At 70.1% G+C, this 25,906-nt stretch carries 19 protein-coding genes; 8 read left to right on the forward strand and 11 right to left on the reverse strand.

Annotated elements, in window-relative coordinates; all coding sequences use genetic code 11:
* Window positions 1-97: 97 nt before the first annotated feature.
* Both dop and arc read right to left on the reverse strand, forming a co-directional pair.
* Window positions 98-1,609 carry a depupylase/deamidase Dop gene (gene dop / locus ACZ5ID_RS22505; RefSeq protein ID WP_468900726.1) on the reverse strand — a complete coding sequence of 504 codons (1,512 nt, stop codon included), beginning with the start codon at window positions 1,607-1,609 and terminating at the stop codon, window positions 98-100.
* A 247-nt stretch (window positions 1,610-1,856) separates the two neighbouring features.
* On the reverse strand, window positions 1,857-3,623 hold the full coding sequence (gene arc / locus ACZ5ID_RS22510; protein ID WP_406551021.1) for a proteasome ATPase: 1,767 nt from the start codon (window positions 3,621-3,623) through the stop codon (window positions 1,857-1,859).
* 277 nt (window positions 3,624-3,900) lie between these two features.
* On the opposite strand from arc, the gene ACZ5ID_RS22515 reads away from it, so the two are divergent.
* Window positions 3,901-4,179: a ferredoxin gene (locus ACZ5ID_RS22515; RefSeq protein WP_468900730.1), complete on the forward strand. Its 279-nt coding sequence runs from the start codon at window positions 3,901-3,903 to the stop codon at window positions 4,177-4,179.
* A 37-nt stretch (window positions 4,180-4,216) separates the two neighbouring features.
* Here ACZ5ID_RS22515 and ACZ5ID_RS22520 read toward each other — a convergent pair whose 3' ends face one another.
* From ACZ5ID_RS22520 to ACZ5ID_RS22530, 3 genes are all read right to left on the reverse strand, one after another.
* The gene (locus tag ACZ5ID_RS22520; protein WP_468900734.1) at window positions 4,217-4,789 is read right to left on the reverse strand and encodes a hypothetical protein; all 573 of its coding nucleotides are present in this window, start codon (window positions 4,787-4,789) and stop codon (window positions 4,217-4,219) included.
* A 234-nt stretch (window positions 4,790-5,023) separates the two neighbouring features.
* Window positions 5,024-5,911 carry a tRNA (adenine-N1)-methyltransferase gene (locus ACZ5ID_RS22525; RefSeq protein ID WP_468900736.1) on the reverse strand — a complete coding sequence of 296 codons (888 nt, stop codon included), beginning with the start codon at window positions 5,909-5,911 and terminating at the stop codon, window positions 5,024-5,026.
* A 75-nt stretch (window positions 5,912-5,986) separates the two neighbouring features.
* Window positions 5,987-7,237: a site-2 protease family protein gene (locus ACZ5ID_RS22530; RefSeq protein ID WP_468900739.1), complete on the reverse strand. Its 1,251-nt coding sequence runs from the start codon at window positions 7,235-7,237 to the stop codon at window positions 5,987-5,989.
* A 103-nt stretch (window positions 7,238-7,340) separates the two neighbouring features.
* On the opposite strand from ACZ5ID_RS22530, the gene ACZ5ID_RS22535 reads away from it, so the two are divergent.
* Window positions 7,341-8,231 (forward strand): RecB family exonuclease, encoded by an 891-nt coding sequence (locus ACZ5ID_RS22535; RefSeq protein WP_468900742.1) that lies wholly within the window; start codon window positions 7,341-7,343, stop codon window positions 8,229-8,231.
* A 12-nt stretch (window positions 8,232-8,243) separates the two neighbouring features.
* Window positions 8,244-8,915, forward strand: coding sequence for a response regulator (locus tag ACZ5ID_RS22540; protein WP_053723497.1), 672 nt, complete (start codon window positions 8,244-8,246; stop codon window positions 8,913-8,915).
* Between the two features lie 98 nt (window positions 8,916-9,013).
* Here the strand turns inward: ACZ5ID_RS22540 and ACZ5ID_RS22545 are convergent, their stop codons facing one another.
* From ACZ5ID_RS22545 to metH, 4 genes are all read right to left on the reverse strand, one after another.
* Entirely contained in the window at window positions 9,014-10,600 is a 1,587-nt protein-coding gene (locus ACZ5ID_RS22545) for an ABC transporter substrate-binding protein (protein ID WP_468900745.1), read from the reverse strand.
* 115 nt (window positions 10,601-10,715) lie between these two features.
* The gene (locus ACZ5ID_RS22550) at window positions 10,716-12,317 is read right to left on the reverse strand and encodes an ABC transporter substrate-binding protein (RefSeq protein ID WP_468900748.1); all 1,602 of its coding nucleotides are present in this window, start codon (window positions 12,315-12,317) and stop codon (window positions 10,716-10,718) included.
* A 518-nt stretch (window positions 12,318-12,835) separates the two neighbouring features.
* Entirely contained in the window at window positions 12,836-13,537 is a 702-nt protein-coding gene (locus ACZ5ID_RS22555) for an HAD family hydrolase (protein WP_468900751.1), read from the reverse strand.
* 148 nt (window positions 13,538-13,685) lie between these two features.
* Window positions 13,686-17,198, reverse strand: a complete 3,513-nt coding sequence (gene metH / locus ACZ5ID_RS22560; protein ID WP_468900753.1) for a methionine synthase — start codon at window positions 17,196-17,198, stop codon at window positions 13,686-13,688.
* 279 nt (window positions 17,199-17,477) lie between these two features.
* Between metH and ACZ5ID_RS22565 the strand changes: the two genes are divergently transcribed.
* The 5 genes from ACZ5ID_RS22565 (at window position 17,478) to ACZ5ID_RS22585 (ending at window position 23,375) form a co-directional block, all read left to right on the forward strand.
* Complete coding sequence (locus ACZ5ID_RS22565; protein ID WP_406551012.1) at window positions 17,478-18,242, forward strand: IclR family transcriptional regulator; 765 nt, start codon at window positions 17,478-17,480, stop codon at window positions 18,240-18,242.
* 302 nt (window positions 18,243-18,544) lie between these two features.
* A complete protein-coding gene (locus ACZ5ID_RS22570) occupies window positions 18,545-19,339 on the forward strand; it encodes an MIP/aquaporin family protein (protein WP_468900755.1) in 795 nt (264 codons plus the stop codon).
* Window positions 19,340-19,391: 52 nt separating this feature from the next.
* Window positions 19,392-20,933, forward strand: coding sequence for a glycerol kinase GlpK (glpK, locus tag ACZ5ID_RS22575; protein WP_406551010.1), 1,542 nt, complete (start codon window positions 19,392-19,394; stop codon window positions 20,931-20,933).
* Between the two features lie 7 nt (window positions 20,934-20,940).
* On the forward strand, window positions 20,941-22,551 hold the full coding sequence (locus ACZ5ID_RS22580; protein ID WP_358832847.1) for a glycerol-3-phosphate dehydrogenase/oxidase: 1,611 nt from the start codon (window positions 20,941-20,943) through the stop codon (window positions 22,549-22,551).
* A gap of 152 nt (window positions 22,552-22,703) precedes the next feature.
* Complete coding sequence (locus ACZ5ID_RS22585; RefSeq protein ID WP_468900758.1) at window positions 22,704-23,375, forward strand: FadR/GntR family transcriptional regulator; 672 nt, start codon at window positions 22,704-22,706, stop codon at window positions 23,373-23,375.
* A 9-nt stretch (window positions 23,376-23,384) separates the two neighbouring features.
* Here ACZ5ID_RS22585 and ACZ5ID_RS22590 read toward each other — a convergent pair whose 3' ends face one another.
* Together ACZ5ID_RS22590 and ACZ5ID_RS22595 are read right to left on the reverse strand one after the other, a co-directional pair.
* Complete coding sequence (locus tag ACZ5ID_RS22590) at window positions 23,385-24,410, reverse strand: ABC transporter permease (RefSeq protein WP_468900760.1); 1,026 nt, start codon at window positions 24,408-24,410, stop codon at window positions 23,385-23,387.
* Entirely contained in the window at window positions 24,407-25,906 is a 1,500-nt protein-coding gene (locus ACZ5ID_RS22595; RefSeq protein ID WP_468900763.1) for a sugar ABC transporter ATP-binding protein, read from the reverse strand. The genes ACZ5ID_RS22590 and ACZ5ID_RS22595 overlap by 4 nt, the downstream gene beginning before the upstream one ends.

Consider the following 25,906-nt stretch of genomic DNA (forward strand, 5'->3'; position numbering starts at 1 on the left):
AGACCCTACAAGCAGGGTCTGACATCGGCCCCGCACTTGGTGGAACGTGCGGGGTCTACCTCTGTGTTTCCCCTACCGCGGGCTTTTCAGCCCCAGGTCAGCCGCCCGAGAGCACCCGGACCAGATCCTCGGCCGTACGGCACCGGTCGAGCAGCTCCTTCACGTGATTACGCGTTCCGCGAAGCGGTTCCAGGGTTGGCACGCGCTGGAGGGAGTCACGGCCGGGCAGATCGAAGATGACCGAGTCCCAGGAGGCGGCGGCCACGTCGTCCGCGTACTGCTCCAGACAGCGTCCCCGGAAGTAGGCCCTAGTGTCCTCCGGCGGCTTCGTCCGGGCCCGGGAGACATCGGACTCGTCCAGCAGCCGTTTGATCTTCCCGCGGGCCGCCAGACGGTTGTAGAGGCCCTTCTCGGCCCGTACGTCGGCGTACTGGAGGTCGACGAGGTGGAGCCTGGCCGCGTCCCAGTCCAGGCTGTCGCGCCGCCGGTAGCCCTCCATCAGCTCCCGCTTGGCGATCCAGTCCAGCTCGCCGGAGAGGCTCATCGGATCGTTCTCCAGCCGGTTGAGCACGTCCTCCCAGCGGCCGAGCACATCCTTGGTCTGGTCGTCGGCGTCGGCGCCGAACCGCTCCTCCACGTATTTGCGCGCCAGCTCGAAGTACTCCATCTGGAGTTGTACGGCGGTCATGGTCCGGCCGCTGCGCAGCGTGACCAGATGGCGCAGGTCCGGGTCGTGGGAGACCTGGTGCAGGGCGCGGACCGGCTGGTCGACGGCGAGGTCGACGTTGATGAAACCGTCCTCGATCATGGAGAGGACGAGGGCCGTCATTCCCAGCTTGAGGTAGGTGGAGATCTCGGAGAGGTTGGCGTCGCCGATGATGACGTGCAGCCGGCGGTACTTCTCCGCGTCCGCGTGCGGCTCGTCGCGGGTGTTGATGATCGGGCGCTTGAGGGTGGTCTCCAGGCCCACCTCGACCTCGAAGTAGTCCGCGCGCTGGCTGATCTGGAAGCCGTGCTCGTGCCCGTCCTGGCCGACGCCGACGCGGCCGGCCCCGGTGATGACCTGCCGGGAGACGAAGAACGGCGTGAGGTGGCGCACGATGTCCGAGAACGGGGTCTCCCGCTTCATCAGATAGTTCTCGTGCGTGCCATAGGACGCGCCCTTGTTGTCGGTGTTGTTCTTGTAGAGGTGGATCGGCTGGGCGCCGGGGAGCTGCGCCGCGCGCTCCGCCGCCTCCGCCATGATGCGCTCACCCGCCTTGTCCCAGAGGACCGCGTCCCACGGGTTGGTGACCTCGGGCGAGCTGTACTCGGGGTGCGCGTGGTCGACGTACAGCCGCGCCCCGTTGGTGAGGATGACGTTGGCGAGGCCGATGTCCTCGTCGGTGAGCTGGCTGGAGTCGGCGGCCTCGCGGGCGAGGTCGAAGCCGCGGGCGTCCCGCAGCGGGTTCTCCTCCTCGAAGTCCCACCGCGCTCTGCGCGCCCGGTGCATCGCCGCCGCGTAGGCGTTGACGATCTGGGACGAGGTGAGCATGGCATTGGCATTGGGGTGGCCGGGGACGGAGATGCCGTACTCCGTCTCGATGCCCATTACTCGCCGTACGGTCATGCGGCCCTCCTTGCCCGGCGGCGCTCCCCTGTGGGAGCGGCGCTCAAGTACCGCTGTTTCTCCGGTGCGTGTGCGGTGCCCGTCCCCGCACTGCGCGACTCGGCGGTACGGAAGAGCCTAGAACGCCTTTGCGCTGGTGGGGAGATCAATTCCGTCATTGCTCTTGGTCGGTCCATGGCCTGAATTCGGCCGGAAACGCAGGCGGCTGCGGATGCCCCGGCCGGGCACCCGCAGCCGCCCCTGTGTGCTACAGGTACTGACCGGTGTTGGCCACGGTGTCGATGGAGCGTCCCGTGTCCGCGCCCTGCTTTCCGGTGACGAGGGTACGGATGAACACGATCCGCTCGCCCTTCTTTCCGGAGATACGGGCCCAGTCGTCGGGGTTGGTGGTGTTGGGCAGGTCCTCGTTCTCCTTGAACTCGTCCACACAGGCCTGGAGGAGGTGGGAGACGCGGATGCCCTTCTGGTTGTGGTCGAGGAAGGCCTTGATGGCCATCTTCTTGGCCCGGTCCACGATGTTCTGGATCATGGCGCCGGAGTTGAAGTCCTTGAAGTACAGGACTTCCTTGTCGCCGTTGGCGTACGTGACTTCCAGGAAGCGGTTCTCCTCGGATTCCGCGTACATCTGCTCGACGACGGACTGGATCATCGCGTGGGCCGCCACGTCCTTGGAACCGCTGTGCTCGGACAGGTCGTCCGCGTGCAGCGGGAGGGAGGCCGTGAGGTACTTGGCGAAGATGTCCTTGGCCGCCTCGGCGTCGGGCCGCTCGATCTTGATCTTCACGTCCAGGCGCCCGGGGCGCAGGATGGCCGGGTCGATCATGTCCTCGCGGTTGGAGGCGCCGATGACGATGACGTTCTCCAGGCCCTCCACACCGTCGATCTCGGCGAGCAGCTGGGGGACGATGGTGTTCTCCACGTCCGAGCTGACACCGGAACCGCGGGTGCGGAAGAGGGACTCCATCTCGTCGAAGAAGACGATGACGGGGGTGCCCTCGCTGGCCTTCTCCCGGGCTCGCTGGAAGACCAGGCGGATGTGCCGCTCGGTCTCCCCGACGTACTTGTTGAGGAGCTCGGGGCCCTTGATGTTGAGGAAGTAGCTCTTCCCCGCGGGCTGGCCGGTCACCTCGGCGACCTTCTTGGCGAGCGAGTTGGCGACGGCCTTGGCGATGAGCGTCTTGCCGCAGCCGGGCGGACCGTAGAGCAGGATGCCCTTGGGCGGGCGCAGTTCGTGCTCCTTGAAGAGGTCCGGGTAGAGGTACGGGAGCTCGACCGCGTCGCGGATCATCTCGATCTGGCCGCCGAGTCCGCCGATCTTGTCGTAGTCGACGTCCGGGACCTCTTCGAGGACCAGTTCCTCGACCTCGCTCTTGGGGACCACCTCGTACACGTAGCCGGAGCGGGGTTCGAGCAGAAGGGCGTCGCCGGGGCGGATGGTGATGTCCAGGAGCGGCTCGGCGAGCCTCACCACCCTTTCCTCGTCGGTGTGCCCGACCACCAGGGCGCGTTCGCCGTCCTCAAGGATCTCCTTGAGGGTGACGATGTCCCCGGCGCGCTCGAACTCCATGGCCTCGACCACGTTGAGCGCTTCGTTGAGCATGACTTCCTGGCCGCGCCGGAGCTCGTCGAGCTCGACGCTGGGGCTGACGTTCACCCGGAGCTTGCGGCCCCCGGTGAAGATGTCCGCCGTGCCGTCCTCGTTGGACTGCAGGAAGACACCGAAGCCGGCCGGCGGCTGTGCGAGCCGGTCGACCTCCTCCTTGAGGGCCACGATCTGGTCCCGGGCCTCGCGGAGCGTATTGGCGAGCCGCTCGTTCTGCGCGGACACGCCCGCCAGGTTGGTCTGCAGCTCGACGATCCGCTCTTCGAGAATCCTCGTATGACGCGGAGAGTCGGCGAGCTTACGTCGCAGGACGGCGATTTCCTGCTCTAGATAGGCAACCTGGCCGGCTGGGTCCTCAGACCCCCGCCCCGGCCGGATGCCGCGGTTGATGTCGTCGTCGTGGGCTGCCACGGTCCTCACCTCCTCCAAGGGGAGCTGGACGCTTCCTGACCCTACCTGGGCGGGTGGTGATTGAAACCCCTAGATCACAAAGACTGCGGGGTGTGTCCGATCTTCACCCTTGCGCTCTCCCTCACGCCAGGGGAATACCCACCCATCAACATCGGAAAGCGGGCGGTTGTATCGTCGAGTCGGTCAACACCCGTCAGGACTGGTACGGATTGCCCGATCGGCCTGTGGGGTGGGACACACCGCACGAACACAGCACCGCGCAGGAACGGCAGGCGACATGAACGACGCTCTCGAGGTCTGGATCGACCAGGAGCTCTGCACGGGCGACGGCATCTGTGTCCAGTACGCGCCCGAGGTCTTCGAGCTGGACATCGACGGTCTGGCCTATGTGAAGAGCGCGGAGGACGAGCTGTTGCAGGCGCCGGGCGCCGTGACGCCGGTTCCGCTGCCGCTTCTCCAGGACGTCGTCGACTCGGCGAAGGACTGCCCGGGCGACTGCATCCACGTACGCCGGGTTTCGGACAGCGTCGAGGTCTACGGCCCGGACGCGGCCTGAGACCGTAAGTGACGAGTGACGTACGCTCGGTGACGGATCAGATGCTGGGCGCCGGGGACCGGGTGCTCCGGACGAACTTCCCGCCCTGCCACCGCCACTTGGTCTTCAGCTCCTCGTCGGGGCAGCAGCGCGGCACGGACGGCGAGGAGTAGCCCAGCAGGGTCGCGCTGACCTCGCCCTCCCGGACCGCGAGATCGCGGACGCTCCGCTTCTCCCGGGGGTCGGCGAGCGTGGCCACCACACGCGGCGGGCCGCCCGGCACCGCGGGCCGGGTCAGCACGTAGAGCCCGCTCGGCGGGGTGCCGGAGCCGGCCCGGCAGTGGACGGCCGCCACGGTCTCGGGGCTGCCGTCGCCGTCGAGGTCGCCGGTGGCGCGGGCGGCGACCTCGGTGCCCACCGTGCCGCACTGGAGCGGGTAGGCGACGGCCGACGCCTCGGGGGCCGGGGCCGCCGCCACCTGGGCTCCGGGGGCCCCTTGGGAGGCCTTGGCGGTGCCGGGCTGGAGCCAGCCGGCCAGCGCCACGACACCGGCCATCGCGGCGGCCGTGGCCAGCCAGTGCACCGGGCGGGCGTGGGTGTGCGCGAGCTCGGGGACGGCGGCGTTCTGCACGCGGGAGGTCTCCTGTGAGGGGCGGTGCGGGTGGTGGAGGTGGCCAGCATCGTGCCACACGTCACAGTCGGGCGGAACAGCGGGGTCGCGGCGGAGTGCGCCGCCCGGGCCGTATCCATCCCATATCCGGCCCGTATCCGGCCCGTAATTCCAACGGAAAAGCGCCGCCGCCGAGTTCCCGGGCGTGTGGGGGAACTCGGCGGCGGCGCCGGTGCGTTGGGGTTGACGGGCCCGTCAGTCCTTGTTGGGGCCCTCGTAGTCGTCTCCGTACGCGCCCTTGGCGGGGCGGCGGCGGCGCAGCGGGGGCTCGACGCCGTCCGCGAGGCGGCGGGCGGTGACGAGGAAGCCGGTGTGGCCGATCATCCGGTGGTCGGGGCGGACTGCGAGGCCCTCCACGTGCCAGTTGCGGATCATCGACTCCCACGGCTGCGGCTCGGCGAAGCAACCGATCTCGCGGATCGCCTCGACGGTGCGCGAGAGCTGGGTGGTGGTGGCCACGTAGCAGCAGAGGATGCCGCCGGGCACCAGCGCCTTGGAGACGGCTTCCAGGCACTCCCAGGGGGCCAGCATGTCGAGGATGACGCGGTCGACGTCGGTGTCCGACAGGTTGTCCTGGAGGTCGCCCACGGTGAGCTGCCAGGCGGGGTGCGGCTCGCCGAAGTAGCGCTCCACGTTCTGCTGGGCGATCTCGGCGAAGTCCGCGCGGCGCTCGTAGGAGTGGAGCATGCCGTGGTCGCCGATGGCGCGCAGCAGGAAGGCGCTGAGCGAGCCGGAGCCCACACCCGCCTCGACGACGCGCGCGCCGGCGAAGATGTCGGCGAAGGCCAGGATCTGCCCCGCGTCCTTGGGGTAGACCACGGCGGCGCCGCGGGGCATGGACAGGACGTAGTCGGGGAGCAGCGGGCGCAGCGCGAGGTACGCGACGTTCCCGGTGGTACGGACAACACTGCCCTCGGGAGCGCCGATCAGCTCGTCGTGCGGGAAGGAACCCTTGTGGGTGTGGAAGTTCTTCCCGGCTTCGAGCGTGAACGTGTAGTGGCGTCCCTTGGGGTCGGTGAGCTGGACCTGGTCCCCGACCTTGAAGGGCCCGCGACGGCGGGCGGCACCGGTCGGTTCGGACATACGAACAGGGTACCGGCCCTGTTGACCCGGCGGCGCCACTGCCTGCGCGGCCCCGGCCGGGCGTGACGGCGCGGGCTAGGCGGTGGGCCGCGCCATCGCCGCCACGAAGGCCTTCTCGACGTCAGCGGCCGAGAGCACCCCGTAGATCTCCCCGCTCTCCTCGACCACCAGGTACTCGGTGGCCGGGGTGGCCCGCAGCCGGTCCAGGAGCGGCTCGCCCGCCAGCTCGGCCGGTACGCGCATCCCGTCGGTGAGGTCCTGGGCCAGACCGCTCACCGCGACCCAGGGGCGGCGGTGTTCCGGTACGCCCACGATGGCGGCCTCGCGGACCAGGCCGGTGGGGTCGCCGTGGCCGTCGACGACGACCAGCGCGCGCGCCCCGGCCTCGTTGGCCCGGCGCAGCGCCTCGGAGAGCGGGGTGGCGGACTCCACGGGGACGGCCCGGCGGGTGAGGTTGCGGGCGCGCAGCTCCGGCAGGTGCTCGCGCAGCCGGGCCATGCGCAGGCTGTTGCCCGCGCCGGTCCAGATGATCGCGGCGAGGATCGCGGCGAGCAGCGCGTCGGTGACGGTGTCCATGCCGTCGACCTCTTCGGGCGCGTTGCCCAGGGCGCCGGTCTGGGTGAGCAGGGGCAGGCCGATGAGGACGGTGACGGCCAGTGCCCGGCCGACCCAGGCGGCGGCGACCGTGCCGCTCATGGGCTTGCCCGTGATCTTCCACACGACGGCGCGGAGCATCCGGCCGCCGTCCAGGGGCAGCCCGGGCAGCAGGTTGAAGCCCGCCACGATCAGGTTGGAGATCATCAGCCCGGCGAGCAGCACACCGGGGACGGTGCCCGGCTCGACGGCCTGCATCCCCACGTAGAACAGCCCCGACAGGACCAGCGAGAGCAGCGGGCCGACGAAGGCGAGCACGAACTCGCGGCCCGGCGTCTCGGTCTCCTTCTCGATCTCGGAGACTCCGCCGAAGAACTGGAGCTGGATACGCCGCACGGGCAGTCGGAAGCGCAGCGCGGCGACGGTGTGAGCGAGCTCATGGACCAGCACCGAGGCGTAGAAGGCGACGGCGAAGAAGAGCGAGACGAGGTAGCGGGCGGCGCCGAGTTCGGGCAGCACCCGGTCGAGCTGGCCGCCGAAGACCCAGGTGATCAGGGCGGCGACCAGGAACCAGCTGGGGGCGACGTAGACCGGCACACCGAAGGGGCGGCCCATGAGGAGTCCGCCGCCCGGCTCCGGCCGGCGGGGCGACCTGCCGCCGCCGGGCGCGGCGCCCGGGCCTTCGTCGCCCGCGCCGGACTGCGGCCTTTTGCTGTCGCCGCTCTCGTCCACGGTGTCCCTTCGTCGGTGCTTCTGTCACGATCATGCAGTGTGAGGGGGCTCGTCGTCGATGGTATTCCGCTCGCTGTCAGTGGCGGGCCGTAGGGTCTGTGTCATGGATACGAGCACCCAGGAGGCCGCGCCGGACCGGCGGCCCGTGTCGTTGTCGCCGTCGCGGGCGAACGACTTCATGCAGTGCCCCTTGCTGTACCGGTTCCGGGTGATCGACAAACTTCCCGAGAAGCCGAGCGAGGCGGCGACGCGCGGCACGCTGGTGCACGCGGTGCTGGAGCGGCTCTTCGACGACCCCGCGGCGGAGCGGACCGTTCCGCGGGCCAAGGCGATGATCCCCGGCCAGTGGGACCGGCTGCTGGAATCGAAGCCCGAGCTGACGGAGCTCTTCGCCGGGGACGCGGACGGCGAGCGGCTGACGCGGTGGCTGGCGGAGGCCGAGCGGCTGGTGGAGCGGTGGTTCTCGCTGGAGGACCCGACCCGCCTGGAGCCGGTGGAGCGGGAGTTCTTCGTCGAGACGGAGCTGGAGTCGGGGCTGCGGCTGCGCGGGGTGATCGACCGGGTCGACGTGGCCCCCACCGGCGAGGTGCGGATCGTCGACTACAAGACGGGCAAGGCCCCCCGCCCGCAGTACGCGGAGGGCGCGCTCTTCCAGATGAAGTTCTACGCCCTGGTGGTGTGGCGCCTGAAGAACGTGCTGCCGCGCCGGCTCCAACTGGTCTACCTGGGCAGCGGCGACGTGCTGACGTACGACCCGGTGGAGGCGGACCTGCACCAGGTGGAGCGGAAGCTGCACGCCCTGTGGGAGGCGATCCGGCAGGCCACCGAGACCGGCGACTGGCGGCCCCGGCCCACCAAGCTGTGCGGCTGGTGCGACCACCAGGCGGTCTGTCCGGAATTCGGGGGGACTCCCCCGGCCTATCCGCTTCCGCTGCTCCCCACCGGGAGTGCGCCGGACACGCAGGGCAGAATGAACCCGGTCCAGCAATCCTGATGAGGAGTTCCCGTGGCGATCCGCGTCCTACTGGTCGACGACCAGCCGCTGCTGCGCACCGGCTTCCGGATGATCCTGGAGGCCGAGCAGGACATCGCGGTGGTGGGCGAGGCCGGCGACGGTCTCCAGGCCCTCGACCAGGTGCGGGCGCTCCAGCCCGATGTGGTGCTGATGGACATCCGGATGCCCCGGATGGACGGCGTGGAGGCCACCCGGCAGATCAGCGGGCCGGGCAAGGACGGCCCCGCGAAGGTGCTGGTGCTGACCACGTTCGACCTCGACGAGTACGTGGTGGAGGCGCTCAAGGCGGGGGCCAGCGGCTTCCTGCTGAAGGACGCCCCGGCCAATGAGCTGGTGCAGGCGATCCGGGTGGTCGCGGCGGGCGAGGCGATGCTCGCCCCCTCCATCACCCGCCGGCTGCTGGACAAGTACGCGGACCACCTCCCCTCGGGCGAGGAGCCGGTCCCGGACACGCTGCACACCCTGACCGACCGTGAGGTCGAGGTCCTGAAGCTGGTGGCGCGCGGTCTGTCCAACGCGGAGATCGCCGCGGACCTCTTCGTCAGCGAGACGACCGTGAAGACGCACGTCGGCCATGTGCTGACGAAGCTGGGCCTGCGCGACCGCGTCCAGGCGGCGGTGTACGCGTACGAGAGCGGCCTGGTCCGGCCCGGGGCGCAGTAGGGCGGACGCCACGGATACGGCGAAGGGGTGCGGGAATCGATTCCCGCACCCCTTCGCCGTATCCGTGGCGTCCGTATCCGCGTTCGCGGCGTGGGCGCCTAGTTCTTGCTGATCTCCCAGAAGCGGAAGACCGTCGACGGGTCCAGCGTCCACTCCAGGCCCGCCACGCCCTCGCGGGCCACCGCGTACTGCTTGCCCTGCCACAGCGGCAGGAGCGGCAGGTCGGCCGCGACGAGGTCCTGGAGGCGGGCGAAGTCGGCCTCGGTGGCCGAGCGGTCCTCGGTGGCGGCCGTGGACGGGAGGATCTCGTCCGTGATCACCTTGCTGACGTAGTGGTTGGACAGCACGCTGTCCTTGCCGAAGAACGGCGAGGTGAAGTTGTCCGGGTCCGGGTAGTCGGGGATCCAGCCCTTGACGTACACGCCGTACTTGCCCGCCGCGATGTCCTTCTCGTACTGCTTGAACTCGACGGACTTCACCTCGGCCTCGAACAGTCCGCTCGCGTTGAGCTGCTTGGCGATGGCCCGCAGCTCGTCGTCGGTGCCCGGTCCGTAGCGGATGGGCGTGGACCACAGGGTGAGCTTCACCTTGCCGTTGATGCCGGCCTTGTGCAGCACCTGCTTGGCCTTCGCGGGCTGCGGGCTGCCGCCGTACATGTCGAACAGCGCGGTGCTGTGCGCGGTGATACCGGCCGGGACGACCGAGTAGAGCGGCGTCGCCGTCGACTTGTAGACATCGCGTACCAGCGCCTCGCGGTCGACGAGGTAGGCGACGGCCTTGCGGACGGCGAGCTTGCCGGCGACCGGGTCGTTCATGTTGAAGACCAGGTGCTGGACCTCGGCGCCGGTGCCCTCGACGACCTTGACGCCCTTCTTGTCGGCCAGGCTGGAGGTCTGGAGGTCGGCGATGTCCTTGGCGGTGAGACCGCGGTAGGCGAGGTCGATGTCGCCCTGCTTCAGGGCCTGTGCCAGGTCCTTCTGACGGCCGTGGAAGAGCTTGATGGTCATGCCGGAGTTCTTGACCTTGGCACTGCCCCGGTAGCCGGAGTTCACCGAGAAGCTCGCCTGCTTCTCACCGAAGGCGTCCAGCTTGTAGACGCCCGAGCCGACCGCCTTGCCGTCGGTGCGCAGCTTGTCCGCCGGGTACGTCTCCTGGTCGACGATCGAGCCGGCACCGGAGGCGATCCTGCTGGGGAAGGTGGCGTCGGGCACCTTGAGGTGGAAGACGACGGTCCGCTCGTCCGGGGTGTCGATCTTCCCCAGGGTGGCCAGCAGCGGGGCGGGCCCGTTGGGGTCGTTGATGCGCAGCACCCGCTCGAACGAGAACTTCACGTCCTCGGAGGTCAGCGCGTGGCCGTTGCTGAACTTCAGACCGGAGCGCAGGGTGCAGCGGAAGACCTGGGAGCCGCCCTTGTCGAACGAGCACTGCTCGGCCGCCTCGGGCTGCGGGGTGGAACTTCCCTTGGGGAAGCCGAGCAGCGACTGGAAGACGTTGTTGAACAGCAGCCAGGAGCCCGGGTCGTAGCCGGAGGCCGGGTCGGTGGCCTGGATGTCGTCCGACATCCCCATGACCACCGAATCCCCGCTGCCGGAGGAGGAGCCGTCCTCCGAGCCGCAACCGCTGAGGAGACCGGCCGCCAGCCCCGCGGCGAGCGGGGCCGTCAGCCATCGGTTCCGTATCTTCACGTGCGAGTGCCTCACAGTCGTTGCTCGGCCGCGGGCCCCGGGGTCGCCCCCCGGGGAGCCGCGGCCTCACGGAAATTGCTTGCCCGGCACGTGCGAGACGCGGCCGGGTCCTGCGTTACTTCACACCGCGGCCCAGCTCCCACAGCTGGAGGTCGGCCGAGGAGTTGAGCGCCCACTCGGTGCCCGTGATGTCGCTGCGGGCGGCGACGTACTGCTTGCCCTGCCACAGCGGCAGCACCGGGACGTCGTTGGCGACGATGTCCTGGATCTTCTCGAACGGCTTGGCGGCCTGGTTGCGGTCGGCCGCGACGCGGGACTCCGGGATCAGGGTGTTGCGCACCTCGACGTTGGAGTACGGCGAGTTGAGGAAGTTGTCACGGCCGAGGAAGGGCGCGACGTAGTTGTCCGGGTCCGGGAAGTCGGGGAACCAGCCGAGGCCGTAGACGGCGTACTCGCCGGCCTTCTGCGCCGGGCGGTACTTGGGCCAGTCGGTCGCCTTGATCGTGGTGGCGAACAGACCGGTGGAGTTCAGCTGGTCCCGCAGGATCGAGAACTCCTTGGCGGTGCCCGGGCCGTAGTGGTCGCCCGTGTAGTTCAGCGTGAGTTTCACCGGGGTGGAGACGTTCGCGGCCTTCAGGATGCCCGCGGCCTTCTGCTTGCTCGGCTCGCCGTACTTGTTGAAGAACGAGTTGGTGTGCCCGGCGATCGAGGTCGGGATGAGCGAGTAGAGCGGCTCGGCGGTCGCCCCGTACACCTTGGAGGCCAGCGCGCCGCGGTCAACGACGGCGGCCATCGCCTGGCGGACGGCCTTGTTCTTCACCGACGGGTCGTTGGTGTTGAAGCCCAGGTAGCGGATCTCCAGGCCGGGCATCTCGACCAGGTTGACGTTCTTGGGCGGGGTGGCCGAGTACTTCTGGATCTGCTCCGGCGACATGGAGCGGGTCATCAGGTCGATCTTGCCGGACTCGAGCTCGGCGCCCATGGCGTCGGCGTCCGGGAACGAGCGGAGCTCGACCTTGTCGTGGTTGACCTTCAAGTCCCCCTTGTAGTTGGGGTTCTTGCTGAAGACCGCCTTGACGACCTGGTCGCCCTTGTATTCGGCCTTGAGGGTGTACGGGCCGGAGCCGTCGACCTCGAAGCCGCCGCGCAGCTTCTTCGGCAGGTACTTGTCCTTCTGCACGATCGCGGCGGCGGGCGTCGCGAGCTTGTACGGGAAGGTGGCGTCCGGCGTCTTCAGATGGAAGATGATCTCGTCATCGCCCTTGGTCTCCATCGTGTCGATGTTCTCGAGCAGCGCGACGGGACCGTTGCCGTCCTTGATCGTCAGGACGCGCTGGATGGAGTAGTGGACGTCGGCGGCGGTCAGCTTGGAGCCGTCGGCGAACTTGAGGCCGCTGCGCAGCTTGCAGCGGTAGCTCTCGTTCTCCTTGTCGGTGAACGCGCAGCTGGAGGCCGCGTCCGGGACCGGCTCGCCGCCGCCGCGCGGCACGTGGACCAGCATCTGCACGGTCTGGCGCAGCACGTTCCAGGCGCCGGTGTCGTAGGCGTAGGCCGGATCGAAGGGAGCGGGCGCGTCCTTGGTGACCACGAACTGGTCCGTGGTGCCCACGACGATGGCCTTGCCGCCGTCGCCCCCACTTCCCGCGCCGCCACATGCGGCGAGTACGGGGGCGAGCAGGCCCACTACGGCCGGCAGCACCAAAGTCTTGCGGTTCATCCTGGACGTTCTCCCTATGTGTCCGGCACTGGGGTACAGCGGTGTACGGAAGACTCCGCCGCGGGCCGCCCGGTCGGGGCGGGGAGGCGATCGGGCCGGTACGTACGATCGGACCTGCGCGCCCGGCGGCTTGGTGGTTGCCGGGGCAGTTGAGGGTGCGGCGAAGTTCTCGCGACGAGATTAGTGGGCGGCCCGGGAAAGCCCGTACCGGGCCTGCTCCATTCACATGGCACGCAGTGGCCGGAAATAGCGGCCGTCGGATATCGAGACGGCGGAATCTTTCGTACAGGAGATCACCAAACAGGACACAAGGGCACCTCCAGAAGGCCTGGAGACGCCCTTGACGTGGGTGACTGACGGCGGATCAGGTGACGAACGTCACCCACTTGACAAGGATTGATCCGCCGCGAATTACCCCGCGGTGATGGCACCGCCACCCCTCTTGCGGGGTAACGGAAAATGCACGGTCGGATGCGATCAGTTTGTGTCGCATTCAGGGCGCACGCTGTGTGTACGGATCAGTTCATCCGGGTGATCAGCGTGCGCAGAAAAGCCAGGTCGACCTGTTCGAGGGATTCCACCACGACCCGGCCCTCGGCGGCCTCGATGGGCGCCACGGAGGGCACCGCCACGACCCGGCAGCCGGCCGCCTCGGCGGCGGCCACGCCCGTCACGGTGTCCTCGACGACCGCGCATCTGGTGGGGTCCGCGCCGAGCCCGGCGGCGGCGAAGAGGTACGGCTCGGGGTGCGGCTTGGTACGGCCCACCTCATCCCCCGCGACGGTGAGCGCGAAGTGGCGCGCGCCGAGCGTGTGCAGCACCCGGTCGATGATCCGCCGGTGCGAGGCCGAGACCAGCGCGGTCGGCACCGCGTGCTCGGCCAGCTCGCCCAGCAGCCGGGCCGCCCCGGGCATCAGCGGCACGCCCCCGCCGATACGCGCCTCGAAGCGGTCGTTGAGCAGCACGGTGAGCTCGGGCACGGTGATGTCCGCGCCGGTGGCCTCGATCAGGAACCCGGCGCTGCGGCTCATCGGACCGCCCACCACGACGTCGCGCCAGATCGGCTTGAGCGTGTGGCCGAGCGCGGCGAAGACCTCCACCTCGACGTCCCACCAGAACCCCTCGGTGTCGACCAGGGTGCCGTCCATGTCGAGGAAGACGGCTTCGAGGGCGGAGCCTTGAGCCGAACCGGTTACGGGCGCGGGAACCGTGGTGGTCATCCGGGCACACCTCCTGGAGGGACGAGAAGGCCGGTTCCCAGGGTGGGAACCGGCCTGCGCTGGACCGACCAGTGTACGTCCGGCCGCCGCGAAACGCTCGTGGTGAGGGTCACGTCCGGGTCGGGCGCACCGCGGGCGCGGGGAGCGCCTACCTCGCGTTGAAGTACTTCGCCTCCGGGTGGTGGATGACGATGGCGTCCGTGGACTGCTCGGGGTGGAGCTGGAACTCCTCGGAGAGGTGCACCCCGATCCGCTCGGGTTCGAGGAGTTCGGCGATCTTGGCGCGGTCCTCCAGGTCGGGGCAGGCCCCGTAACCCAGCGAGAAGCGGGCGCCGCGGTACTTGAGGGCGAACATGTCCTCCACTTCGGAGGGGTCCTCACCGGCGAAGCCGAGTTCGGCGCGCACGCGCGCGTGCCAGTACTCGGCGAGGGCCTCGGCCAACTGCACCGACAGCCCGTGCAGTTCGAGGTAGTCGCGGTAGGAGTTGGCCGCGAACAGCTCGGCCGTGGCCCCGCCGATCTTCGAGCCGACCGTGACCACCTGGAACCCGACCACATCGGTCTCGCCGGACTCCTCCGGACGGAAGAAGTCCGCGAGGCAGAGCCGACGGCCCCGGCGCTGGCGCGGGAAGGTGAAGCGGGTGCGCTCCGAGCCGTCCTCGTTCAGGATGATCAGGTCGTCGCCCTTGGAGACGCACGGGAAGTAGCCGTGGACGACGGCCGCCTCCAGCAGGTTCCTGGTGTGCAGCTGCTCCAGCCAGCCGCGCAGCCGGGGCCGGCCCTCGCTCTCCACCAGCTCCTCGTAGCTCGGCCCGTCGCCGGCCCGGTTCTGCTTGAGGCCCCACTGGCCCTTGAAGAGCGCCCCCTCGTCCAGCCAGGACGCGTACTCCTTGAGACCGATGCCCTTGATCACCCGGGTGCCCCAGAACGGCGGCTCGGGGACGCGGTTGTCGACGGCCACGTCCGAGCGGACCGAGCCCTCGGGCTCCTCCGGCTCGGGCAGGGCCGTCGCCCGCTTGGCGACCCGGCGCTGCTTGAGCTCGGGCAGCGCCGCGCCGGGCACTCCGCGCTTCACCGCGATCAGCGCGTCCATCAGACGCAGGCCCTCGAAGGCGTCGCGGGCGTAGCGGACCTCGCCCTCGTAGATCTCGTGCAGGTCCTGCTCCACGTACGCGCGCGTGAGGGCGGCGCCGCCGAGGATCACCGGGTAGTCGGCGGCCATCTTGCGCTGGTTGAGCTCCTCCAGGTTCTCCTTCATGATCACGGTCGACTTCACCAGGAGACCGGACATGCCGATCACGTCGGCGCGGTGCTCCTCGGCGGCCTCCAGGATCGCGGAGACGGGCTGCTTGATGCCGAGGTTGACGACGTTGTAGCCGTTGTTGGACAGGATGATGTCGACGAGGTTCTTGCCGATGTCGTGGACGTCGCCGCGCACGGTGGCCAGCACGATGGTGCCCTTGCCCTCCGCGTCCGACTTCTCCATGTGCGGCTCCAGATGGGCCACGGCGCTCTTCATGACCTCGGCGGACTGCAGGACGAACGGCAGCTGCATCTGGCCGGAGCCGAAGAGCTCGCCGACGACCTTCATGCCCTCCAGGAGGGTGTCGTTGACGATGTCGAGCGCCGGGCGGGTCAGCAGCGCCTCGTCGAGGTCGGCCTCCAGGCCGTTCTTCTCGCCGTCGATGATCCGGCGCTTGAGCCGCTCCTCCAGCGGCAGGGCGAGGAGTTCCTCGGCCTTGCCCGCCTTCATCGACTTGGTGCTGACGCCCTCGAAGAGCTCCATGAGCCGCTGGAGCGGGTCGTAGCCCTCGGAACGCCGGTCGTGGATGAGGTCGAGGGCGACCTTGACCTGCTCCTCCTCAAGCCGCGCGATCGGCAGGATCTTGGAGGCGTGCACGATCGCGGAGTCCAGGCCCGCCTTGACGCACTCGTCCAGGAACACCGAGTTGAGGACGACACGGGCGGCCGGGTTGAGGCCGAAGGAGATGTTGGACAGACCGAGGGTGGTCTGGACGTCCGGGTGGCGGCGCTTGAGTTCGCGGATGGCCTCGATGGTGGCGATGCCGTCCTTGCGGGACTCCTCCTGGCCGGTGCAGATGGTGAAGGTGAGGCAGTCGATGAGGATGTCCGACTCATGGACGCCCCAGTTGCCGGTGAGGTCGTCGATGAGCCGCTCGGCGATGGCGACCTTGTGCTCGACGGTACGGGCCTGGCCCTCCTCGTCGATGGTGAGCGCGATCAGCGCCGCCCCGTGCTCCACGGCCAGCTCGGTGACCTTGGCGAAGCGCGACTCGGGCCCGTCGCCGTCCTCGTAGTTGACGGAGTTGATCACCGCGCGTCCGCCGAGCTTCTCCAGCCCGGCGCGCAGGACGTTCACCTCGGTGGAGTCGAGGACGATCGGGAGGGTGGAGGCGGTGGCGAAGCGGCCGGCCAGCTCCTCCATGTCGGCGACGCCGTCGCGGCCCACGTAGTCGACGCAGAGGTCGAGCATGTGGGCGCCCTCGCGGATCTGGTCGCGGGCCATCTCCACGCAGTCGTCCCAGCGGCCCTCCAGCATGGCCTCGCGGAACTTCTTGGAGCCGTTGGCGTTGGTGCGCTCGCCGATCGCCAGGTACGAGGTGTCCTGGCGGAACGGCACGCTCTGGTAGAGCGAGGCGGCGCCGGGCTCGGGGCGCGGGCGGCGCTCGGTCGTGGCGACGCCGCGGACCCGCTCGACCACCTGGCGCAGATGCTCGGGCGTGGTGCCGCAGCAGCCGCCGACCAGGGAGAGGCCGTACTCGCGTACGAACGTCTCCTGGGCGTCGGCGAGCTCCGGCGCGGAGAGCGGGTAGTGGGCGCCGTCCTTGCCGAGGACGGGCAGTCCGGCGTTGGGCATGCAGGACAGCGGCACCCGGGAGTGCCGGGCGAGGTAGCGCAGGTGCTCGCTCATCTCGGCGGGGCCGGTGGCGCAGTTGAGGCCGATCATGTCGATGCCGAGCGGTTCCAGCGCGGTGAGCGCGGCGCCGATCTCGGAGCCGAGCAGCATGGTGCCGGTGGTCTCGACGGTGACCGAGCAGATGATCGGGACCCGGTAGCCGGCCGTGTCCAGGGCGCGCCGCGCGCCGAGGACGGCGGCCTTGGTCTGGAGCAGGTCCTGGGTGGTCTCCACCAGGAGCGCGTCGGCGCCGCCCGCGAGCATGCCCTCGGCGTTCCGCTGGTAGGCGTCGCGCAGGGTGGTGTACGGGGCGTGGCCGAGGGTGGGCAGCTTGGTGCCGGGGCCCATGGAGCCCAGCACCCAGCGCTGCTGTCCGGTGGCGGCGGTGAACTCGTCGGCCACCTCGCGGGCGATCCGGGCGCCCGCCTCGGACAGCTCGTACACCCGCTCGGAGATGTCGTACTCGCCCAGGGCGGAGAAGTTGGCGCCGAAGGTGTTGGTCTCCACGCAGTCGACGCCGACGGCGAAGTACTCCTGGTGCACCGTGCGCACGATGTCGGGCCGGGTGACGTTGAGGATCTCGTTGCAGCCCTCGAGGTCCTGGAAGTCCTCCAGGGTGGGGTCCTGGGCCTGGAGCATGGTGCCCATGGCTCCGTCGGCCACCACCACACGGGTGGCGAGCGCTTCGCGGAGTGCGTCGGCGCGGGTCCGGCTGTCGGCGGAAGGGGTCGGCAACGAGGCCATGGATGTGCTCCCTGGAGTGCGACGGCTGTCGGCTTTGCGGCGTCCGGGGGGAGGCCGCACCCGGTCAGGGTAACCGGGCGCCGGGCGCGTGGCACGGGCGTCCCACGGGGCGGACGGCCCGGGGGGCCGGCCGGGTGACCGTCGGACGGCCGCGGTACGGCTGTCATCTGAACTGGCCGGATGGCGGCGGGGAGCGTCCATCACGGTGACACGGGGTCGACAACGGCCGATACTGTTCAGCATTGTCGAACTCAACGTTCCGAAGTGGGAGGAAGCGCGATGGCGCGGAACATCCAGTCGCTCGAACGGGCAGCCGCCATGCTGCGGCTGCTCGCGGGCGGCGAGCGGCGGCTCGGCCTGTCCGAGGTGGCCTCCGCGCTCGGCCTGGCCAAGGGCACCGCGCACGGCATCCTGCGGACCCTCCAGGCGGAGGGGTTCGTCGAGCAGGACCCGGCCTCGGGCCGCTACCAGCTCGGCGCCGAGCTGCTGCGCCTGGGCAACAGCTATCTGGACGTCCACGAGCTGCGGGCGCGGGCCCTGGTGTGGACGGACGACCTGGCGCGCTCCAGCGGCGAGAGCGTGTACGTGGGCGTACTGCACCAGCAGGGCGTGCTGATCATGCACCACGTCTTCCGGCCCGACGACAGCCGGCAGGTGCTGGAGGTCGGGGCGATGCAGCCGCTGCACTCCACCGCGCTCGGCAAGGTGCTCTCGGCCTTCGACCCGGTGGCGCACACCGAGGCCGTGGAGGGCGAGCGGACCGCGTTCACGCCCCGCACGGTCATCGAGCCCGCCCGCTTCGAGGAGCTGCTCGACCTGATCCGGGCGCGCGGCTGGGCCGGCGACACGGAGGAGACCTGGGACGGGGTGGCCTCGGTGGCGGCGCCCATCTTCGACCGGCGCCGGATGCCGGTGGGCGCGGTGGGCGTCACCGGGGCCGTGGAGCGCGTGTGCGCGGACGGCGAGATCCGTTCCGACCTGGTGGCGGCGGTGCGCGACTGCGCCCGCTCGGTCTCGCGCGACCTGGGCGCCGGCCGCTTCTGAGCCCCTGACCAGCCGCTTCCGGCCCCGCTTCGATCGTTTCCGATCCTGGCCGGAAGTTTTCGATCAATGTGGCTGAAAGATACCTACTGGTAACGATCGGGATACCGGCCACAGAACCCTTGACGACGACTTCACCCCGGGGCAACACTGCCGTTCATCGGTCGGCATTGTCGAACACCTAACGGCAATACGAGTTAGAGTGTGACAACGCCAAGGGCCGTCAAGCCCTCGACGTGAGGGCGCGGACCACCGGAGGAAACCGGGGTTCGCCTTCCCCTGGACGAAGGACAAAGGAGTCGCGGGTGTCCAGCTCCGACATCTTCACCGGCGAGATCATCGGTACCGCCGTTCTCATCCTGCTCGGCGGTGGCGTGTGCGCCGCCGTCACACTGAAGAGCTCCAAGGCACGCAACGCGGGCTGGCTGGCCATCACCTTCGGGTGGGGCTTCGCGGTGCTCACCGGCGCCTACATCTCCGCCCCGCTCTCGGGTGCGCACCTCAACCCGGCGGTGACGCTCGGCCTCGCGATCGAGGGCGGCACCGAGTGGAGCGACGTGCCCACCTACCTCGCGGGACAGCTGCTCGGCGCCATGATCGGCGCCACCCTGGTCTGGCTCGCCTACTACGGCCAGTTCCAGGCGCATCTGACCGACCCGGAGATCGTCGGCGACCCCGCCGACCAGGCGATCGAAGGGCCGCACGACGGTGGCGTCTCGCACGCCGGCCCGGTGCTCGGCATCTTCTCCACCGGCCCCGAGATCCGCAACGCGATACAGAACCTCACCACCGAGATCATCGGCACGGCCGTGCTGGTCCTGGCCATCCTGACCCAGGGCCTGAACGGCGACGGCAAGGGCCTCGGCGTCATCGGCGTACTGATCACCTCGCTGGTCGTCGTCGGCCTCGGCCTCTCGCTCGGCGGCCCCACCGGCTACGCCATCAACCCGTTCCGTGACCTGGGCCCGCGCATCGTGCACTCGCTGCTGCCGCTGCCCAACAAGGGCGGTTCGGACTGGGGCTACGCCTGGGTGCCGGTCGTCGGCCCGCTGGCCGGTGCCGCCCTCGCGGGCGGCCTGTACAACCTCGCGTTCGCCTGAGCCGTACAGCGTTGAGAAGCCGTAGAGACCTTCAGACCTCCAGGAGAACTCCGTGAGCGACACCCACACCACCGCCTCGCACGGCCACGGCCCGTTCATCGCGGCCATCGACCAGGGCACCACCTCCTCCCGCTGCATCGTCTTCGACAAGGACGGCCGGATCGTCTCGGTCGACCAGAAGGAGCACGAGCAGATCTTCCCGAAGCCGGGCTGGGTCGAGCACGACGCCGCCGAGATCTGGACCAACGTCCAGGAAGTCGTGGCGGGCGCCATCGACAAGGCGGGCATCACCTCCGCCGACGTCAAGGCGATCGGCATCACCAACCAGCGCGAGACCACGCTGCTGTGGGACAAGAACACCGGCGAGCCCGTGCACAACGCGCTCGTGTGGCAGGACACCCGCACCGACGCGCTCTGTCGCGAGCTCGGCCGCAACGTGGGCCAGGACCGCTTCCGCCGCCAGACGGGCCTGCCGCTCGCCTCGTACTTCGCCGGCCCCAAGGTCCGCTGGCTGCTCGACAACGTCGAGGGCCTGCGCGAGCGCGCCGAGCGCGGCGACATCCTCTTCGGCACCATGGACTCCTGGGTCATCTGGAACCTGACCGGCGGCACCGAGGGCGGTGTGCACGTCACCGACGTCACCAACGCCTCGCGCACGCTGCTGATGAACCTCCACGAGATGGCGTGGGACGAGAAGATCCTCGCCTCCATGGAGATCCCGGCGGCCGTGCTGCCCGAGATCCGCTCCTCCGCCGAGGTGTACGGCCACGCCAAGGGCGGCGTCCTGGACGGCGTCCCGGTCGCCTCCGCACTCGGCGACCAGCAGGCGGCCCTGTTCGGCCAGACCTGCTTCTCCGAGGGCGAGGCCAAGTCCACGTACGGCACCGGCACCTTCATGCTGATGAACACCGGTGACAAGCCCGTCAACTCCTACAACGGCCTGCTGACCACCGTCGGCTACCAGATCGGCGAGCAGAAGCCGGTCTACGCCCTGGAGGGCTCCATCGCCGTCACCGGTTCGCTGGTGCAGTGGATGCGCGACCAGATGGGCATGATCAAGACGGCCGCCGAGATCGAGACCCTGGCCTCCTCGGTCGAGGACAACGGCGGCGCCTACTTCGTGCCGGCCTTCTCCGGCCTGTTCGCCCCGTACTGGCGCCCCGACGCCCGCGGTGTGATCGCCGGTCTCACCCGGTACGTCACCAAGGCGCACATCGCGCGCGCCGTCCTCGAGGCCACCGCCTGGCAGACCCGCGAGATCAGCGACGCCATGACCAAGGACTCCGGCGTCGAGCTGACCGCGCTCAAGGTCGACGGCGGTATGACCTCCAACAACCTGCTGATGCAGACCCTCTCGGACTTCCTGGACGCGCCGGTGGTGCGTCCGATGGTCGCCGAGACCACCTGCCTCGGCGCCGCCTACGCCGCCGGCCTCGCCGTCGGCTTCTGGCCGGACACCGACGCGCTGCGCGCCAACTGGCGCCGCGCCGCGGAATGGACCCCTCGCATGGACGCCGACCAGCGTGACAGCGAGTACAAGAACTGGCTCAAGGCCGTCGAGCGGACCATGGGCTGGATCGAGGACGAGGAGTAGATCGACCATGACCACCACGCAGAGCGTCCCTGCCCTGGGGACGCACCCGGCCTCCGGCTCCACCCAGAGCCGCGCCGAAACTCGGGAGCAGCTTTCCAAGGCGACATACGACCTCCTGGTGATCGGCGGCGGCATCCTGGGCATCTCCACCGCCTGGCACGCCGCGCAGTCCGGGCTGCGGGTGGCCCTGGTGGACGCCGGCGACTTCGCCGGCGCCACCTCCTCGGCCTCCTCCAAGCTCCTGCACGGCGGTCTGCGCTACCTGCAGACCGGCGCCGTGAAGCTGGTGGCCGAGAACCACTTCGAGCGGCGTGCGGTGTCGCGTCAGGTGGCACCGCACCTCGCCAACCCGCTCACCTTCTACCTGCCCGTCTACAAGGGCGGCCCGCACGGCGCGGCCAAGCTCGGCGCCGGTGTCTTCGCCTACTCGGCGCTCTCCGCCTTCGGTGACGGCGTCGGCCACCTGCTCTCGCCCTCCAAGGCGGCGCAGGACGTGCCGGAGCTGCGCACGGACAACCTGAAGGCCGTGGCCGTGTACGGCGACGACCAGATGAACGACGCGCGCATGGCCCTGATGACGGTCCGCGCCGCGGTGGACGCGGGCGCCGCGGTGCTCAACCACGCCGAGGTCACCGGGCTGCGCTTCACCCGGGGCCGGGTCACCGGCGCCGAGCTGCGCGACCGCCTCTCCGGCGACGAGTTCGGCATCGACGCCCGTCTGGTGCTCAACGCGACCGGCCCCTGGGTCGACCACCTGCGCAGGATGGAGAACCCGGACGCGGCCCCCTCCATCCGTCTGTCCAAGGGCGCGCACCTGGTGCTCAAGCGCACCTCCCCCTGGAAGGCCGCGCTCGCGACCCCGATCGACAAGTACCGCATCACCTTCGCGCTGCCGTGGGAGGACATGCTCCTGCTGGGCACCACGGACGAGGAGTTCGAGGGCGACCCGGCGGACGTCGCGGTCACCGAGAAGGACACCGCGCAGATCCTGGACGAGGCCGCGTTCTCCATCCGCGACCAGCAGCTCTCGCGCGATCTGATCACGTACTCCTTCGCCGGTCTGCGGGTCCTGCCGGGCGGTCCCGGCGACACCTCCAAGGCCAAGCGCGAGACGGTCGTCACCGAGGGCCGCGGCGGCATGCTGTCGGTCGCCGGCGGCAAGTGGACGACCTTCCGCCACATCGGCCGTACGGTGATGAAGAAGCTGGAGCAGCTGCCCGGCCGCCCGCTCGGTGATGACTTCGAGCCCATCTCCGAACTGCCCGGCAAGCTGCCGCTGCCCGGTATAGCCAACCCGCGCGCCGTCGCCCACCGCCTGATGGTGGACGGTCCGGCGCCCGGCCCGCGCATGGCGGCCGACACCGCCAAGCACCTCGCCACGCACTACGGCTCGCTCTCCTTCGACATCGCGCGCCTGGCCAACGAGGACGCGGCGCTGGCCGAGCGGATCCACCCGGACGCGCCGGAGATCTGGGCGCAGGTCGTCTACGCGCGCGACCACGAGTGGGCGGAGACGGCCGACGACGTGCTGCGCCGCCGCACCACGCTGACGATCCGGGGCCTGGCCACGGACGAGATCCGCGGCAAGGTCGACGACCTGCTGGGCAAGAAGGACTGACGTAAGGACTGACGTACGGCCGCGACGGCCGAGTCGGCCGGAAGGGGCGGTTCCCACGGGGGGAGCCGCCCCTTTCGCGTGCTCCCGTGTACCGCAGCGTTGTGGGGACGCATAATGGGGTCCGATTCATCGGATGTATGGAGGTCGGCCCCATGGCAGTCACCGACGAGGCCATCGAGAAGATCAAGGAAATGATCGTCTCCGGTGCGCTGCGCCCGGGCGACCGGCTGCCCAAGGAGAGCGAACTCGCCGCCGAACTGGGCCTGTCCAGGAACTCCCTGCGCGAGGCCGTCCGCGCGCTGTCCCTGATCCGCATCCTGGACGTGCGCCAGGGCGACGGTACGTATGTGACCAGCCTGGACCCGCAGTTGCTGCTGGAGGCGATGAGCTTCGTCGTGGACTTCCACCGGGACGACACAGTGCTGGAGTTCCTGGCGGTGCGGCGGATTCTGGAGCCCGCGGCCACGGCGATGGCGGCGGCCCTGATCGAGGACGCGGAACTGGACGCGCTGGCGGCCCAGTTGGACGCGCTCGGCCCGGACCCCTCGGTGGAGGAGCTGGTCGCCTGCGACCTGGAGTTCCACCGGGGGATCGTGCGCGGCGCCGGGAACTCGGTGCTCTGCTCCCTCCTGGACGGTCTCTCGGGCCCCACGACCCGGGCCCGGGTGTGGCGCGGGCTGACCCAGGAGGACGCGGTGGCCCGCACCCTCCACGAGCACCGCGCCATCCTCGCTGCCCTGCGCGACCGGGACGCGGAGGCGGCGAGGTCGTGGGCGACGGTGCACATCGCGAGCGTGGAGCAGTGGCTCAGGTCGACGCTCTGAGCCGGGCCCTCAGTCCTGCTTCTCGCCGCTCGCGAACCGTGAGATCACCAGCGCCACGATGATGATCGCCCCGTTCAGGAACTGGTTCCACAGCGCCGGGACCCCGCCCAGCGTCATGACGTTGACGACGAGTTGCAGCGTCAGCACCCCCGTGAGCGCCCCGAACAGCGTGCCGCGCCCGCCCTTCAGGCTGATCCCGCCGATCACCGCCGCCGCGAACACCTGGAAGATCCAGCCGTTGCCCTGGGTCGCGGCCACCGAGCCGTAGTGGCCGGTGTAGAGGATTCCCGCGAACGCCGCGAGCAGGCCGCCCAGCGCCAGCACCACCCAGGTGATCCGGTCCACCCGGATCCCGGCCGCCCGCGCCGCCTCGGGGTTGCCCCCGATCGCGTACAGCGCCCGCCCGTGCCGCAGCCAGGCGAGCGCGGCGCCGCCGACGGCGAAGAGCGCGAGGCAGATCCAGACGGCGGCCGGGGCGCCCAGCCACTCGGCCTTGCCGAGGTAGCGGAAGGACTCCGGTACATCGGTGATCGACTTGCCCTCGGTGATGCCGACGTGGAGGCCGCGCAGCATCGTCAGCATGCCGAGCGTGGCGATGAACCCGTTGACGTTCAGCTTCAGCATCAGAAAGCCGTTGACCGCCCCGATCACCACGCCCACCAGGAGGCAGAGCGGAACCGCCGTCCAGGTGGGCAGCAGCCCGAGCCCCGCGAACCGGCCGCCCTCGCCGGGCAGGACCAGCCACATCGCGATCACCGGCGCGATACCGATCGTGGACTCCAGCGAGAGGTCCATCCGGCCGCAGATGAGGATCAGGGCCTGGCCCAGCACCAGCAGGCTCAGCTCGGAGGACTGCTGGACCACGCCGATCAGGTTGTCCGAGGTGAGGAAGACCGGCGAGACGACGAAGCCGATCACCATCAGTACCAGGATCACCGGGACCAGTGAGAAGTCGCTCCAGCGCACCTGCGCGAGCCGCCGGGGCGCGCCCGCCTCCGTCGCCTCGGCGGGCGCCGTGGTCACCGTCTCGGTCATGGCCGCTCCCCCACACCTTCCATGGCGGCGACCAGTTCCCGGTCGCTCCACCCGCTGTCGTATTCCGCCACGACCCGCCCGTGGAACAGTGCGAGCACCCGGTCGCACACCCGCAGGTCGTCGAGCTCGTCGGAGACGATCACGGCGGCGTTCCCCTGGTCCGCGACCCGCCGTACCACCGCGAGCAGCGCCTCCTTGGACTTCACGTCCACCCCGGCGGTCGGGCGCAGCGCGACCAGCGCCACCGGCTTCCTCGCCAGGGCCCGCGCCACCACGACCTTCTGCTGGTTGCCGCCGGAGAGCCCGGAGACGGGCTGCCCGGGCCCGCGGGCCTTGATGTCGAGCGAGGCGATCATGGACCGGGCGAACTCGCGGGTGCGGGAGGGCAGGACGGTCCCCCACGGCCCGAGCTGGTCGGTGACCGTGAGCGTGGTGTTCTCCGCGACCGAGCGCCCGGGCACCAGGCCCTGGCGGTGCCGGTCCTCGGGGATGTAGCCGATACCGGCGCCGAGGGCGTGCGGCACACTGCCGGGCCGCACCGTCCGCCCGCGCACCGCGATCCGGCCCGCGCTCGCCCGGCGCATCCCGGCCAGGGTCTCCCCGAGCGCGGTGTTCCCGCTGGCGGCGGCCCCCGCGAGGCCGAGCACCTCGCCGGGCCGCACGGCGAGGTCCAGCGGCTCGAACTCACCCTCCAGGGCGAGCCCTTCGGCCGTCAGGACCGCCGCCGCGTCCCGGCGCGCCGCACGGGTGCCCGCGGGCCGCGGGGCCGCCCGGCCCGTCTCGCCGGTCATCGCCGCCACCAGGTCGTCCTTGGCCAGCTCCGCCACCGGCGCGGTCAGCACGTGCCGGGCGTCGCGGTAGACGGTGACGGCGGTGCACAGCTCGTACACCTCCTGGAGATGGTGGGAGATGAAGAGGAACGCCACCCCCTGCGCCTGGAGTTCGCGCAGCCTGGTGAACAGCCGCTCGATGCCGCGCGCGTCCAGTTGGGCGGTCGGCTCGTCCAGGACGATCAGCCGGGCGCCGAAGGAGAGCGCGCGGGCGATCTCCACGAACTGGCGCTGCTCCACCGTCAGTTCCCGGGCCCGTACGGTCGGGTCGACGTCCACCCCGTACTCCGCTAGCAGCTCCGCGGCGCGCCGCCGCAGCCGGTCCCAGCGGATCGGGCCGCGCTCGAACCGGTTGAGGAAGAGGTTCTCGGCGACGGTCAGCTCCGGGACGACCATGGAGCGCTGGTAGACGCACGCCACCTTGGACTGCCAGGCGGCCCGGTCGCCGAACGCGGGCGCGGGCGCCCCGCCGAAGGCCACCGTCCCGGCGTCCGGCCGGTGCAGTCCGGTGACCACGCCGACCAGCGTGGACTTGCCCGCGCCGTTGCGGCCGACGAGCGCGTGGGACTCGCCGGGACGCACGGTCAGCGCGACCGAGTCGAGCGCCAGGGTCGGCCCGAAGCGCTTGACGACGCCCCGGGCCTCCAGGGCGGGCTCGGCGCCCAC

This window comes from Streptomyces sp. NPDC031670 (assembly GCF_055580545.1).